This window comes from Azoarcus sp. DN11 (assembly GCF_003628555.1).
In the GTDB taxonomy this organism is placed as follows: domain Bacteria; phylum Pseudomonadota; class Gammaproteobacteria; order Burkholderiales; family Rhodocyclaceae; genus Aromatoleum.
Genome location: NZ_CP021731.1, coordinates 2747206 through 2762222 on the forward strand (window position 1 = coordinate 2747206; position 15017 = coordinate 2762222).

General features: G+C 67.4%; 13 protein-coding genes. 8 read left to right on the forward strand and 5 right to left on the reverse strand.

All coding sequences use genetic code 11. From position 1 onward, the window contains the following. Positions 1-170: 170 nt before the first annotated feature. The 5 genes from CDA09_RS12590 to CDA09_RS12610 all read left to right on the forward strand — a co-directional run bounded on the left by CDA09_RS12590 (position 171) and on the right by CDA09_RS12610 (position 6923). Positions 171-848 (forward strand): OmpW/AlkL family protein, encoded by a 678-nt coding sequence (locus tag CDA09_RS12590; protein ID WP_121429018.1) that lies wholly within the window; start codon positions 171-173, stop codon positions 846-848. 141 nt (positions 849-989) lie between these two features. Continuing rightward, a protein-coding gene (gene prfB / locus CDA09_RS12595; protein WP_121429019.1) for a peptide chain release factor 2 occupies positions 990-2094 on the forward strand; the annotation gives its coding sequence in 2 pieces (ribosomal slippage) (positions 990-1070 and positions 1072-2094; 1104 coding nt in all). A gap of 22 nt (positions 2095-2116) precedes the next feature. Next, complete coding sequence (locus CDA09_RS12600) at positions 2117-3424, forward strand: hypothetical protein (RefSeq protein ID WP_121429020.1); 1308 nt, start codon at positions 2117-2119, stop codon at positions 3422-3424. Then, positions 3424-4131: a hypothetical protein gene (locus CDA09_RS12605; protein WP_121429021.1), complete on the forward strand. Its 708-nt coding sequence runs from the start codon at positions 3424-3426 to the stop codon at positions 4129-4131. The genes CDA09_RS12600 and CDA09_RS12605 overlap by 1 nt, the downstream gene beginning before the upstream one ends. Further along, on the forward strand, positions 4131-6923 hold the full coding sequence (locus tag CDA09_RS12610; protein ID WP_121429022.1) for an AAA family ATPase: 2793 nt from the start codon (positions 4131-4133) through the stop codon (positions 6921-6923). The genes CDA09_RS12605 and CDA09_RS12610 overlap by 1 nt, the downstream gene beginning before the upstream one ends. Positions 6924-6962: 39 nt before the next feature. On the opposite strand, the gene CDA09_RS12615 is transcribed toward CDA09_RS12610, so the two are convergent. After that, positions 6963-7448, reverse strand: a complete 486-nt coding sequence (locus CDA09_RS12615; protein ID WP_121429023.1) for a hypothetical protein — start codon at positions 7446-7448, stop codon at positions 6963-6965. Positions 7449-7844: 396 nt separating this feature from the next. Here CDA09_RS12615 and CDA09_RS12620 point away from each other — a divergent pair, with 396 nt between their 5' ends. From CDA09_RS12620 to CDA09_RS12630, 3 genes are all read left to right on the forward strand, one after another. Beyond that, the gene (locus CDA09_RS12620) at positions 7845-9269 is read left to right on the forward strand and encodes an MFS transporter (protein ID WP_121429024.1); all 1425 of its coding nucleotides are present in this window, start codon (positions 7845-7847) and stop codon (positions 9267-9269) included. A 120-nt stretch (positions 9270-9389) separates the two neighbouring features. Next, positions 9390-10547, forward strand: coding sequence for a M20 aminoacylase family protein (locus CDA09_RS12625; protein ID WP_121429025.1), 1158 nt, complete (start codon positions 9390-9392; stop codon positions 10545-10547). Positions 10548-10665: 118 nt separating this feature from the next. Beyond that, positions 10666-11118: a MarR family winged helix-turn-helix transcriptional regulator gene (locus tag CDA09_RS12630; RefSeq protein ID WP_121429026.1), complete on the forward strand. Its 453-nt coding sequence runs from the start codon at positions 10666-10668 to the stop codon at positions 11116-11118. Between the two features lie 10 nt (positions 11119-11128). Here the strand turns inward: CDA09_RS12630 and CDA09_RS12635 are convergent, their stop codons facing one another. The 4 genes from CDA09_RS12635 to CDA09_RS12650 form a co-directional block, all read right to left on the reverse strand. Further along, positions 11129-12031, reverse strand: a complete 903-nt coding sequence (locus tag CDA09_RS12635; RefSeq protein WP_121429027.1) for a DNA-3-methyladenine glycosylase family protein — start codon at positions 12029-12031, stop codon at positions 11129-11131. Further along, positions 12028-13107, reverse strand: a complete 1080-nt coding sequence (ada, locus tag CDA09_RS12640) for a bifunctional DNA-binding transcriptional regulator/O6-methylguanine-DNA methyltransferase Ada (RefSeq protein WP_217351247.1) — start codon at positions 13105-13107, stop codon at positions 12028-12030. The genes CDA09_RS12635 and ada overlap by 4 nt, the downstream gene beginning before the upstream one ends. A gap of 90 nt (positions 13108-13197) precedes the next feature. Further along, positions 13198-13407, reverse strand: a complete 210-nt coding sequence (locus tag CDA09_RS12645) for a DUF3820 family protein (RefSeq protein WP_121429028.1) — start codon at positions 13405-13407, stop codon at positions 13198-13200. Further along, positions 13404-14885 (reverse strand): aminoacyl-histidine dipeptidase, encoded by a 1482-nt coding sequence (locus CDA09_RS12650; RefSeq protein WP_121429029.1) that lies wholly within the window; start codon positions 14883-14885, stop codon positions 13404-13406. The genes CDA09_RS12645 and CDA09_RS12650 overlap by 4 nt, the downstream gene beginning before the upstream one ends. Positions 14886-15017: the final 132 nt, after the last annotated feature.

The window sequence follows — 15017 nt, forward strand, 5'->3', positions numbered from 1 at the left end:
CGCGTCTTCCAATGCAATCTGGCCCCGGCCGACATCTCTGGATGTCGCCCGGGGCCTGTTTTTTGATCCTTGTCAAACATGAGTGATTTATTTGTGCGGCGCACATATCCACGAAAGAAAAGTGGGTAATATCGCCCACATTCAATCACGTCATGCAAAGGGAGTATGTTATGAAGAAATCGCTTGTCATCGCCTCCATGCTCGCGCTGGGTGTCGCCAGTCCCGCTGCGCACGCCTACAAGGCAGGCGACTTCATCGTCCGCGCGGGTGCGGCCAAGGTCGATCCGGAAATCGGCGAGTCGCACGTGTCGTCGACCGCGACCGGCAGGATCCCGGGCTCCAAGGTGGACGTGAGCGACGATACGCAACTCGGCCTGACCTTTGGCTACATGCTGACGGATCACGTCGGCGTCGAGCTTCTCGCCGCCACTCCGTTCAAGCACTCCGTCAGCGTCGGCGGGCTCCCGGCCGGCCTCAACGGCAAGCTCGCCACGATCGAGCAACTGCCGCCGACGGTGACGGTGCAGTATTTCCCAATGGATGCCAGCTCGAAGTGGCAGCCATACATCGGTGCCGGCATCAACTACACGACGTTCTTCAATGAGAGCCTGACGAGCGCACGCAAGGCACAGGGATTCTCCGAGCTGGACCGCAAGCATTCCTTCGGCCTCGCGCTGCAGGCGGGCGTCGACTACATGCTGACCGATCGGATCGTGCTGAATGCGGCGGTCTGGCGGATCGACATCGACAGCGAGGCGACGGCCCGCCATGCTGCGCTGGGCAAGGTCAAGGTCAATGTCGATATCGATCCGTGGGTCTACATGGTCGGCATCGGCTACAAATTCTGACCAGGGCTCACACCGGCACACGGAACGGCGATCTGCGGGTCGCCGTTCTGCTTTCAGTGCCGCGAAGATGACCTCGTCAGCGCGCGAAGCGACCCGAACCGGGTATACTTATTGGTTTTCCAGATTTGCCCGGAGCCTGCCATGGAAGCCGAACGCCTCAACGCCATCGCCCAGAAACTCGACGACCTGCAGGCCCGCGGTCGCGAACTTCGGAGGTATCTTTGACTACGACGAGAAAGCGTCGAAGCTCGAAGAAGTAACCCGCGCACTGGAAGATCCGGCAGTCTGGAACAATGCCGAAAAGGCGCAGGAGCTAGGCAAGGAAAAGCGCCAGCTCGAGGACATCGTCGTCAATCTGCGCGACATCGAGCAGATGTCCATCGACCTGAAGGACCTGTTCGAACTGGCCCAGGCCGAGGATGACGAGGACACCCTCACTGCGGTCGAGGACGATCTCGCGCCGCTGGAGGCCAAGGTCCACACGCTCGAATTCCGCCGGATGTTCTCCAATCCGATGGACCCGAACCCCTGCTTCATCGAAATCCAGGCCGGCGCCGGCGGCACCGAGGCCCAGGACTGGGCCGGCATGCTCGAGCGCATGTACCTGCGCTACTGCGAGCGCAAGGGCTTCAACGTCGAGGTGATGGAAGAGTCCGAAGGCGAAGTGGCCGGCATCAAGGGCGCGACGATCAAGGTCAGCGGCGACTACGCCTATGGCTTCCTGCGCACCGAATCCGGCATCCATCGCCTCGTGCGCAAGAGTCCGTTCGACTCCAACGCGCGGCGCCACACCAGCTTTTCGTCGGTGTTCGTGTATCCCGAAGTGGACGACTCGATCGAGATCGACATCAACCCCGCCGATCTGCGCATCGACACCTACCGTGCGTCGGGTGCGGGCGGCCAGCACATCAACAAGACGGACTCCGCGGTGCGCATCACGCACGAGCCGACCGGCGTCGTCGTGCAGTGCCAGAACGACCGCTCGCAGCACAAGAACAAGGCCGAGGCCATGTCGATGCTGAAGGCCCGCCTGTATGAACTGGAACTGCGCAAGCGCCAGGCCGAACAGCAGAAGCTCGAGGACTCGAAGAGCGACATCGGCTGGGGTCACCAGATCCGCTCGTACGTGCTGGACCAGTCGCGCATCAAGGACCTGCGCACCAATCACGAAGTCGGCAACACGCAGGCCGTGCTCGACGGCGACCTCGACGACTTCATCGCGGCGAGCCTCAAGCAGGGCGTGTAAGCGTCATTCCCGCACGACCTGAATGACGCCCGACCTCGCCGATTTCCTCGCACCCGGCGTCGCCGCGGACGACGTGCCCGAACTGGGCGCGCTCGCCGCGGCACGCCCGCTGATCGACGCCTTCATCACGCTGTTCCGCGGCTCCGAGGCGGAAGTGCTGCTGCGCCTGCTGGTGCTGCGCGAGATCGGCCAGGAATCGGAGGCGCCGCGCTGGTCCCCGGACGCGCTGCGTGCGCGCTTCACGTTCCTGGATCCGGTGAAGCTGGAGACGGTGCTCAAGCGCCTGCGCGACAACGCCCTCCTCGCCTACGCGGACGACGGCCAGTACCACCTTTCCGACCTCGGCCGCAACGCCGTCGCCGCGATCGCGATGCTGCTGCGCTTCTCGGCCGAGGAGGACGCCGAACTGGGATTCCTTACTGCGCAGCTCGCGGGCCTGCAGGCAGTCGGCGGCGTTACGCCGGATGCGCTGGGACACCTGCTGTCCAAGCTCAACGACCTCACCTGGCACTTCGAAGAGGCCATCGCGTCCGGCTCCGAGTTCCGGATCCTCGGCGCACGCCGGCGGCTTTCCGCGAACGGGCGCTGGCTCGCGCGCGGTACCGAGATCCTGAAGAGCCTGCTGGCCGATCCGGAGGTCGACTTCGACATCGCCCGCATTGCACAGCGCATCGGCCTCGCACAATCCAAGCTGGCACGCGTGGATGCGGGCTTCCAACGCGCGCTGAACAAGATCGAGGCCCAGCGCGTCACGCTGGGAGCGTCGGGGATCTCTTCCTCGGACGTCGCGGCCTGGCTGCGCGGGCTCGATGCCACCTCCTTCGCGGCTTTCGCCGAAGGCGCCCTTTTCATGGTGCCCGAGCTGCCGCTTCTCGCCGGCGGGCACGAGCTCATCGACCGTGCGGAAGGCGTGCTTTCCGACGAAGTCCGTGCCCGCGAAACCGATACCGAACTGCCGCCTCCCGATGCGGCGGAGGTAAACGCCGCGCCTGAGCAGGACGATCTCGCCCTGCTCGAGCACTTTGCCCGGCGCCTGGACACCCTGCCTGGCTCCGCTCCCCTGCACACGGTGGTGGCCGGCGGCGGCTTTGCCCCTGCCTCTTACCGGCTGTCGCTGCTGGCACTGCTTGCCGACGGCGGGTCGGCCGGCCCGGCCGACGGTCCGATAGGCGAATTCATGCGCCTGCCCGTCGATATCCACTTCGGCGACGCGCTCGTACCGGTCGGCGAAGACGAGATCGCCGCCATGTCCGAGGGCAGGGTGATCCCCCGCCCGACCTCCTCCGCATCGGCGGGACCCATGAACGCGCGCCCCCTCATCGACGCCTGATGGAACACGAACTCAAGACCCTCACCGCGCGCCTGCTCGCCCATCGCTGGCTGCCGCGCAACGACCGGCAGGTGCGCCGCGCACTGGTCGACGAGACCTTCCGCGTGGAACTCGATCACCGCCTCGCCGCCATCGGCCTGCAACTCCAGGACAACCCCTACGCGGACCACGTCGCGGCCGTCCTCACGCCCGAGATGTTCGAGCCGGTGTTCGGCGCCCGGCGCGAATACGCGGCGAGCAACGTGGGCCTCACGCGCGACGAGATCGCACTGCTGATCGTCATCTGGTCGCTCATCATCCTGCCCAAGCGCGAGCGTCAAGTGACCCGGCGCGAACTGGCTGACGACGGCCAGGGCGACATGTTCGGCGCGGACAAGCCGGTCGCGCACGGCGCGGCGGTTTCCGGGGGACTTTCCGAAGCCTCCCTCATCGCCGACTTCGGCCCGCTGCTGGGGGGCAAGACCAAGGTCAAGAACTTCATGCTCGGCAAGCTCGCCCGCCTGGGCTTCATCGAACGGCGCAGTGGCGTGCTCCACGAAGGGCCCCTGCTCGACGTCGCGCTCGACTATCGCGTGCTTGCCGACCGCATCATCCACGGGACGCTCGCAGACGTGCTCAAGAACGCGGGGCATGCCGTTCCCGACACCAACGCCTTCGAGGACGCCGAGGTCCTGTCCGACGCGGGCGACGGGGAGGAGGACGCCTGATGTTCCACATCAAGCAATTGGAACTCGTCCATTGGGACTACTGGCGCCGGTTCACGCTGCCGCTGGATGCGCAGATCATCACCATCGTCGGCCCCAACGGTTCGGGCAAGACGACGCTGCTCGACGCCCTGCGCACGCTTTTCGCGCTGCGCTGCTCGGGCAAGCGTGATTTCCGCCGTTACGTGCGCCGTGCCGAACGCAGCTTCGCGTGGATCCGGGCCGTCGTCGCCAACCAGCCGGGTTCGACCGGCCGCCGCCCCTTCTTCCCTTGCCTGCACGACGAGGTCACGCTGGCTTGCCGCATCCGCCGTGCCGGCGGCGAATGGACGCGCGACTACACCATCATCGACGGCGATCAGCCGATCGAGGTGCTGGAACAGTCGGAGGACTGGGTCGGCCTGCGCGACTACCAGAACCGGCTTGCGTGGGGCGGGCTCACCCCCGCGATCGCCAAGGTGCTTGCGCTCGAGCAGGGCGACACCGACAAGCTGTGCGAATATTCGCCGCGCGCGCTGCTCGAGCTCGTGTTCGACGTCTTCGGCGACAAGGAAGTGCTCGACAACTACCAGGCCGCGCGCGAGGAACAGAAAAGCGCGGAGCGCGAGCTCGCCGATCTCGGCCTGGATCTCGACCGCCTGCGCACGCAGGCCGAGGGGCGGCGCCTCGAAGCCGACAACTACCTGCAGTGGAAGCAGCTCGCCGACGAGACTCACGCGCTCGAAGCCGAGATCGTCCCGCGCCTGGAGGCGGCGGAACTCGCGCGCGAGGTCGCTACCGAGCGCAACGAGTTCGTCCGCCAGCGCGGCGAATACACGCTCAGGCAGGCTGAGCGCCGCGCCGCCCGCCAGCGTCTGGACGAAGTCCAGGCCGAAAAGTCCGAGGCGGAAGCCCGCCGCAACGCGCTTCGCGCCGAACACGACGCCGCCGGGGCGATCCACCTGCAAGCGCACGATACGGTGCGCGATTTCGAGAAGCTCGTCGCCGAACGTGACAACCTGCGCACCCAGCTCGCCGCCGAGCACGGAGCAGACGCAGTCGCGCTGGAGGCGGAGCACGAAGCGGCCGAAGCGCGCCTGCGCGACCTGAAAGCGCGGGAGCGCGCCCTCGTCGCCGAATTCGAGGACAAGACCACTTCGCTGCGCAACGCCAGGAGCCGCTCGGGGCCGCCGTCCGATCCGGAAGTCGCCCGCTTCCGCGCACTGCTCGACGCCGACGGCATCGGCCACTGTGGTCTTGCCGAAATCGTCGAGGTCACGGACGCCGCGTGGCAGGCCGCGCTCGAAGCGGTGCTGCGCCCCTATCGCCACGTGATCCTGCTCGACCGCGAATCGGACCGCCATGCCGCGTGGGCGCTCGGCGAGCGCGAGCACTTCCGCCACTTCGTGGTACCCGAGCGCGAGGAGGCCCCGCCGGCGGTCGCCCGGAGCCTGGCCGAAGTCGTGCGCTTCTCGGCGCCGGTCCCGCGCTGGCTCACAGACCTGCTCAACCGCATCCGGCGCGTCGACAGCGTCGCCGCCGCTCGCGACCTACCACGCGAGATCGAATGGATCACGCGCGACGGCTACCACCGCGAGCGCCGCGGCGCCCGCCACCTGGGCCGGCCCGCCGAATTCCATTTCGGCGAACTCGCCCGCCAGGCACGCATTGCGCAACTCGACGGCGACATCGCCGGGCTCGATCGGCAGCTCCAGCACTTGCGCCCTCAAGTCGCCCGGGCAGGCGACGAACTCACCACGCTGCGCCAGCGCCTGCTGGGCCTGCAATCCGCACAGCTGCTGGCAGCACGGGCCGAAAGCTACGCCGAGGCCGAGACCGCGCTGCCCGCTGCCCGTGCCGCGCTCACCGCGGCGATCTCCCGATGTGCCGAGGCGCAGGGGGCGCTCGACGAACTCGCAGGCCGCATCAATGGTGTCGTGATCGAAATCGACCGCCGAAACCGCGAACTGCGCGCCTGCGACGCCCGCATCACCGAACTCGAAACCGGCGCCGCGCCACGCCGTCACGTCCAGGCACAGCGCATGCAGCGCCTGCGAGCCCTGCGTCGCGGCATGCCGGCACACTGGCGCGATCCGGCCGAGATCGCGCTGCTCACCGACCGCTACGAAAACGCCGCGGCGGCCAGGCGTGAGCGCGACCGCCTGCGTGCGCGACTCGACGAAGGCGACTGGGTAAAGGATCCCACCGTCATCACCCTGTCGGAACGCCTCAAGGCCGATGTTACCCAGCGCGAACGCGACTACGTCGAGCGACAGGGCTACTGCGCGACCGCGCGCCGACTCACCGAGGAGGCGCGCAGCGCCTATATCGCCAAGCTCCGCGCCACGGTCCGGCAGTACGCCAGGAATCTCAAGGCACTCGGCGAACTCGCCGGCGTCGGCGTGGACTGCCCCACCCCGGCGTTGGGCGACGACGATCTCTCGCTCAGCCAGGCCGGGCTCGAAGTCCGTTTCGACTTCGACCGCAAGGGCGCCGTCGGCCTCAACGATGGCGAAGCATCCGGCGGCCAGCAGGTCATGAAATCGCTGATCCTGCTCATCGCGCTGCTGATGGACGACGCGCGCCCCGGAGGCTTCGTCTTCATCGACGAACCCTTCGCCCACCTCGACGTCGCCAACATCGACCGCGTCGGCACCTTCCTGCGCGCCACCCGCGCGCAGTATCTCATCACCACGCCCGTCACCCACAACGCGAACGTCTTCGCACCGGCCCAGCTGACACTCGTCACGCGCAAGAAGAAGCCGGGCGAAGAGTGGGCGCCAACCATTGGCGTGCTGGCGCGCGCGATTGGCTAAAAACCCGGAATGAACACCGTCATGGAGTGAATGCAGCGTTCAGTTGCGCGCAGGATCATCCAACGCGTCCATGGTCAGGGCAACCTCTGACGGTGCGTCGAGGAACAGGACGCTGCACATCTGTTTCGCGCCGCACATCACGGCTTCCGCCAGCTCGCGCACAAAGCTGCGGTCGCTCGATTCGGTGAAGAGCGGAATCGCGATTGTTTGTCCGGCAAGCTTTTCCGGCTCCGCCAGGATGGCATGCACGATTTCCGGCAAGGGACGACGACCGCGCGGGACGACGCCGGGCTCGACGGCGGCAGAAGACGACGCAGCGCCGGCCGGGCTCGTTGCGATGTCGCTCGCGAGGCGACAGTGCATCTGCGTACCCCGGAGATACCAACAGATCCAGGTAGGCTCTTCCGGGGATGCCGTTTGCGCGCTCGCGCCGGTCCCGGTGAATGCCAGGAGCAAGCTGCAGATCAGCCGCATTGCCGACCAGGAGCGGATTTTCGCGGATAGCAGCAGGAATTCGGGTTTCATGGAGGCACCGTTTTGAGCGACGCCTCGAGTCTATTCAGAATGCGTAGTGGGGAAAATTCGCAATTCACCCGCTGGCGCTTGGTAGAACTACGTACACAGACGTTCTGCTTTCGGGGTTGCAGCCGAAGCCCGCAACAGACCCTGCCTTCGACGCAGGGCGCGCCGGGTTCGAGCACGTCTTCATCCCCGGCCGTCCTATGGCTCGTACCCGCCACGGCGCCCCTTTGACATCCGTCAACACTTGCTCATAACTAGTTGCATTGAGCAACTAGTAAGTTTATTTTTGCAACTGTTGAAGTTTGCAACTTACGGCTTCGACGTCAGAGCACCGACTGCACCTCCGCGTCACGCGCGTCGGCAGCGAATCGAGTCAGCAAAAAACTATAGGTGAGCAACATGTCCAATGCACTAGCCACAACCCAGGCATCGGTAGATGCACTGGCATCCGGTTACCGCGGTACCAATCGCCTGATCCTGAGCATGTGTCTCGGTGTATCGACGTACTGGCTCTTCGCTCTCGCCATGACGGCCCTGGTGCCGACCATCAGCGCCGCCTTCGGCATCACCGCCGACGAGTTGGGCCTGCCGATCAGCATCACCGCGCTGATGTCCGGCGTCTTCATCGTCCCGGCAGGCAGCATCGCCGACAAGATCGGACGCGTTAAGATGGCCCGCGCCGGCCTGGTGGTGGCGATGATCGGCGCCGCAGTGTGCGGCCTTGCTGAAAACACCACGATCCTGACCGTCGGCCGCGCCCTGCAGGGCATCGCCGCGGCGATGATCATGCCCTCCACGCTGGCGCTGGTGAATGCCTATTACACCGGCCCGGAGCGCCTGCGCGCGCTGAGCTTCTGGTCGATCTCGTCGTGGGGCGGCGGCGGCCTGTGCAACCTCTTCGGCGGCGCGGTGGCCTCGTACCTCGGCTGGCGCTGGGCCTTCTGGCTCGTGATCCCGGTCGCGCTGATCGCGCTGTACGGCATGGCTGAAACGCCGGAAAGCCGGAACGAGCACGGACCGCGCGACCAGCGCTTCGACTTCATCGGCCTCGTCCTGCTGGTCGTGGGCCTCCTGACGCTGAACCTGAGCATCACCAAGGGCCGTTCGCTCGGCTGGACCGACATCCTGATCGTCAGCGGCTTCGTCATCGCCTTCGCGCTGCTGCTCGCCTTCACCTTGTATGAGAAGCGCTGCAAGTCGCCGCTGGTCGACCTCTCGATGCTCAAGCGCCGCTCGTACAACGGTGCTGTGATCTCCAACTTCATGCTGAACTCGACGCTCGGTAGCCTGATGATCCTGATGACCTACCTGCAACAGGGTCGCGGGCTCACCCCCTTCGATGCCGGCATGCTCACCCTCGGCTACACCGCCGCCACGCTCGTGATGATCCGCGTCGGCGAGAAGATCGGCCGCAAGTTCGGGGCACGCAGCCCGATGCTCGTCGGCTGCACGTTCGCCGCAGTCGGCATCGCGATGCAGGCCCTGACCTTCATCGACGGCACTTCATATCTTGTGCTGGTGGCGGTCGGTCTCGCGCTGATGGGCCTCGGGTTCGGCATCTCGGCCACCCCTTCGACCAACATCGCGGTCGGCGAAGCGCCCCCGGAAAAGGCCGGTTCGGCTTCGGGCATCTACAAGATGGCGAGCTCGCTCGGCGGCAGCTTCGGCCTGGCGATCGCGACCGTGGTGTACGGCACGATGATCTCGGCCAACCCCGTGGGACTCGCAAGCGCGGCCTTCGGCGGAATCATGACCGGTGTCGTCGCCTGCGTGATCGCGCTCCTCGCCGTCCTGATCTGCGTCCCGACTGCAAAGAAGAACTGAGCTCGGCACCGGCTTCGTGCGGGCGGGGACACCCCTTCCCCGACCCCTCCCGGTCCCCGCCTCGCACGACCCCATGCGCCGGAAGCCAGGCCACCCCCTTCGTCCAACAGAGGTGAAGACATGAACATGCTGCTGCAAGAACTCGCGAACGACGAGAAACAGATCACCGGCTGGCGCCATCACATGCACCGCCACCCCGAACTGGCCTTCGAGGAGCGCCACACCGCCGAATACATCACCGGCCTGTTGCGCTCCTGGGGCTACGAGGTCGCCACCGGCGTCGGCAAGACCGGCATCGTCGCCTCGCTCAGCGCCGGCGACGGCAAGAAGGCGATCGGCCTGCGCGCCGACATCGACGCGCTGCCCGTGACCGAAACGGCGGCCGGCGACCACCGCAGCACCGTCGAGGGCCGCTCGCACACCTGCGGCCATGACGGCCACAGCGCCATGCTGCTCGGCGCAGCGCAGCACCTGGCGCGCACGCGGAACTTCAACGGCACCGTGCGGCTGATCTTCCAGCCGGCCGAGGAAGTAATGGGCGGCGCGCTGGCGATGATCAACGACGGCCTGTTCGAGCGCTTCCCGATGGACGCCGTGTTCGGCATGCACAACATGCCCGGGCTCGAGCAGGGCAAGATCCACTTCACGACCGGCCCGGTGATGGCGGCGGTCGACAACTGGGAAATCGAACTCGGTGGCAAGGGCAGCCACGGCTCGATGCCCGAGCGCAGCATCGATCCGGTCGTTGCCGGCGCCGCGCTGGTGATGGCCTTGCAGACGATCACTTCGCGCAACGTCGCGCCGCTCGATTCCGCCGTGGTGTCGGTCGGCGCGTTCCTTGCCGGCGACGCCGGCAACGTCATCCCGCAGTCGGCCCTGTTGCGCCTGAGCATCCGCACGAGCCGGCCGGAAACCCGCGAACTCGTGCTCGGCAAGGTGCGCTCGATCACCGCGGCGCAGGCGGAGTGTTACGGCGTGACCTGGGAAATCCGCGAAGGCACGCCCGGCGCCGTGCTGGTGAACGATGCCGAACAGACCGCGTTCGCGGCCAGCGTGGCGAAGGACCTGCTCGGTGCCGACAGGGTGGTCACCGACGGCCCGCGCTTCATGGGCAGCGAGGATTTCGCCTTCTTCGCGCAGCGCAGGCCGGGTACCTACTGCTTCATCGGCAACGGCGACACGCCGATGGTGCACCATCCGCAGTACGACTTCGACGACCGTAACCTGCCGGTCGGCGCGGCATATTGGGTCGCGCTCGCGGAATCCTTCCTGCGCTGAGCGCGCCAATTATCAGCTTTCGCTGTTGCGCGGGGGGCAACTCCGTCATAATCGGGGCGCCCCCTTTCACGCGCCGACGGAGTTTTCCGCGCGACATGGTCGCCGGCAACGCATTCTGATGAACGACACCAACGCGCCCTACCTCACCTACAAGCTCGACCTGATCAAGACCATCTCGATCAAGGCGGGCAACACGTATTACAAGAAGGCCTTCGGACTGGGCGTGCGCGAGCTGCGCGTGCTGCGCCTCGTGCATGACCACCCCGGCATCACGGCGAAGGATCTCGGCAACATGCTGGTCCTCGACAAGACGCTGCTGTCGAAGAACATCGCGTTTCTCGAGGATCGCGGCCTCATCACGCGCAGCCCGAACGCGAACGACAACCGTCAGCAGTTCCTCGCCCTCACCGAGGTCGGCATGCGGGTGTGGCGCGAAGGCGAAGAGATCGGCCGCGGGCTGGAACGCGAGATGTTCGCGGACCTGAGCAGCGAGGACTGGAACCACCTGCACACCCTGCTGGACAGGGTGCTGGTTTCGCTCGACAAATGGCAGGAGTCGCACCGCAAGTAATGCGCGGTCCTCAATACGCCGCGGTCGCGCCGGCTGCCCAGAGGTGGGCGGCCACCAGCGCACGCCACGGCGCGTAACGGGCAAGCCACGCCTTCGCCTCGGCTTCGCCCACCCTGCCCTCCGTCCCGAGCAGCGCCTGCAGCCCCCTGCGCACGGCGACATCGCCGTGCAGCGAGCCGTCGAGCCAGCCAAACCCCCGCAGCAGTACGTAGTCGACGGTCCACGGCCCCACCCCGCGCACCGCGAGCAGGCTCGAGCGGATCTGCTCGACGGGGGCAGCCTCCGCCCACGCATCGAGCGGCAGTTCCCCCTCGGCCACCAGCCGGGCCAGCGCCCGCAGCGTGCGCGCCTTCGCGGACGAAAAACCCGCCGCGCGCAGGTCCTCCTCCTCAAGCAACGCGAGCCGCGCCGCATCCGGGTAGCACAACAGCCCCGAGACATGGCGCACGCCGGCAGCGACGATCAGCCGCCGCCGCAGCGACACGGCGGCCTTGAGGCTGATCTGCTGCCCGGTCACCGCCCAGGTGAGCGCCTCGAACGGCGTCGCGGTGAGCGGCACGCGCAGGCCCGAGCGGACCGCGATCATCCGACCGATGGCCGGATCACCGCGAAAACGTTCCTCGAAGGCCTCGACCGTCTGCTCCAGCCCCAGCATGCGCCGCACCATCGGTTCAAACCGGGCCTCGAGGTCGCGCCCCGCGTCAGCATCGAGCGTGATTGCGGCAGTGGCGACAGCCGTATCGAAATGCACGCTCAGGCACGCGGGCGTTCCGTCCCAGAGCATGCCCTTGCACAGCGAATGGTCGGTCACGCGCTCGGCGACCTCTTCCGCATCACGACGATGGAAGGCGAGGATGTCGGCCGGACGAAAACCGGCGGGCAGAGGAATCGAGACGGCGGCCTGCTGCGTCATTTCGCCGCTTCGCGCGCCAGCAGGAGCCGCTTGCGCTCGACGCCCCACCGGTACCCCGACAAGCCGCCGTCGCTGCGGACCACCCGGTGGCAGGGAATCGCCACGGCGAGGCGGTTCGCCGCGCAGGCTCCGGCCACCGCACGCACGGCCTTCGGCGCGCCGATGCGCTCGGCGATGGCCGTGTACGTCACCGTCTCGCCGGCCGGAATCGCCTGCAAGGCCTGCCACACGCGCATCTGGAACGCGGTGCCGCGCACGTCGAGCGGCAAATCCAGCCCGAGTCCGGGCGCTTCGACGAAGCCGACCACCGTCGCCACGACCCGCTCGTAATCGGCATCGCCGCCGATCAGGTCGGCGCGGGGGAACCGATCCTGGAGATCACGCACCAGCACGTCCGGATCGTCGTCGATGAGAATCGCGCACACGCCGCGTTCGGTGCTCGCGACGAGGATCGCGCCGAGCGAACATTGGCCGACGGCGAAGCGGATCTGCTGCCGCGCACCGCCCGCGCGGTAGCTGCCGGCGCTCATCCCCAGAGTCCGGCCGGCCTCCTCGTAGAAGCGCCCGCTCGATCCATAGCCCGCCGCGTAGATCGCCCCGGTCACGGTTTCCTCTGCATTCAGCGTCGCCTTCATCCGCGCCGCCCGGCACGCCCTGGCGTAGGCACGCGGCGTGGTGCCGGTCACGGCCTTGAACACCCGATGCACATGGAAGGGGCTCAGGTTCGCCGCACGCGCAAGCTCCTCCAGCGTCGGCGGACGCTCCGCCAGCGCGATCTGCCGGCACAGGCCCGCCACCATCTCCGCCTGCTGTTGCGACGGTGCCCGCCCCGAAGGCGAGCAACGCCGGCACGGCCGGTACCCGGCTCCGACCGCTTCTGCGGCCGTGGCAAAGAATTCGACGTTCTCGGGCCGCGGCAGGCGTGCCGCACAGGAGGGCCGGCAATACACGCCGGTCGTCCTCACCGCGTAGCAGAACTGCCCGTCCGCCCGCGCATCGCGCGTCTGCACCGCCGCCCAGCGCGGATCGGCCGTCGTTGTCGCCGCGCGCATCTCGATCTGCCTCGACATCTTCATCGCCTTGTCCGATTCCGATGCATCACACTCTAGGCGTACGCCGCGCCGGGCGCACTCCGCTCCTTGCTGTCGAATTCGACCGCGCGGCGGTCACTTTCTCAGCGGCTTCAGCAGGTCGGACAAGCCGTTGTGGTCGAGTTCGTGCATCAACGCGAGCAACTGCCCCAGCCTGCCCGGCGGGAAACCTTCGCGCGCGAACCAGTTCAGGTAATTCCCGGGCAGGTCGGCGATCAGGCGCCCCTTGTACTTGCCGAAGGGCATCGCGGTCGTCACGAGAGCTTCGAGGTGCTCGGAATTCATGCCGCGCTTTTCCCGGCAGTCGCGGCGAGGATCGCGCCCAGCAGATGCCACACGCGCCCCACCGAGGCGATCTCGACGCGCTCGCCCGGCGCATGGGCGCCGCGTATCGTCGGGCCGAAGGACACGATCTGCATGTCCGGGTACTTCGCCGCGATCAGGCCGCATTCGAGCCCCGCGTGGATCACCTGGACCTGCGACTCGGCCCCGAACTCGTGCCGATACACGTCCCGGCACAGCGCGAGCAGCGGCGAATCGGCCTGTGGCGCCCAGCCGGGGTAGTGGCCTGAAGTCACCGCGGACGTCCCCGAGAGCCCGAACAGGCTCACGATTTCCTCGCCGAGCGCGATCGCGGCGCCATCGAGCAGCGATCGCACCATGAAGCTGCACGAGCCGCCATCCGGCCGAAGCACGACGATCCCGAGATTGTTCGAAGTCTCGACCACGCCCGGCACGCTCAGGCTCCGACGCCGTACCCCGTGCGGCGCGGCGTGCAGCGATCCGAGCCACATCGCCTGTTCCGGCGCGGCCATCACCGGCCTAGTCTCCGCCACCGGGACGACGCGCACGCTCACGCCCTCGTCCACACCGTGCAGCTCCTCGCGCAGCCGCGCCTGCCACGCCGTCAGCACCGCTTCCAGTTCGCCTCGACGTCCGGCCGGCAGCGCGACCCTCGCCCACGCGTCGCGCGGCAAGGCATTGCGCGCGGAGCCCCCTTCGAGCTCCGCGAGGCGCATGCCGAATCGCCGCTCCAGGTCACGCAGCACGCGCACGAGCAGCTTGATCGCATTGCCGCGTTCCTCGTGAACATCGACGCCCGAATGCCCGCCACGCAGGCCATGCACCGCGACCCGCCACTGCTCCATCCCGGCCGGGCACGCCTCCGCCCGCCCCGCGCGCTGCACGTTCACGTCCAGCCCGCCGGCGCAGCCGATGAAGAACTCGCCCCACTCCTCCGTGTCGAGATTCAGCATCAGCCGCCCCTGCAGCACGCCCGCCGCGAGCCCCTGCGCGCCACCCATGCCGGCTTCCTCGTCCACGGTCAGCAAGGCCTCGATCGGGCCGTGCACGAGCGTATCGTCTTCCAGCACCGCGAGGATCAGCGCCACGCCGATGCCGTTGTCGGCACCGAGCGTCGTCTCGACTGCGGTGAGCCAGTCGCCGTCCCGCAGCACCCGGATCGGATCGCGAGAGAAGTCGTGCGGCGAATCCGCCGTCTTCTGGCACACCATGTCCAGATGCGCCTGCAGCACGACGCCCGGCGCCGCCTCGCAGCCACGGCTCGCCGGCTTGCGGATCAGCAGGTTCCCCGCGGCATCGACCGACACCGCCAGCCCCCTCGAGCTGGCTCGCTCGCTGAGCCGGTCGCGCAGCGCGTCCTCCGCCTTGGACTGGCGCGGCGTGCCGCACAGCGTGGAAAAATGGGCCCATACGGCGGCAGGTTCGAGGGCGGAGAGCACGGACGGGAGAGATTCGGACATGGCAGGGTGATCGGGGACAAGGGGCGGCAACCAGGGCGCCATGGTAAGCCACGCCGGCCGCACGGTGTCCGCGCCGCACGCAACGTCGCCATCGAATCAACGTTCGCCGAAAATTCCATCGCCATTCACCTT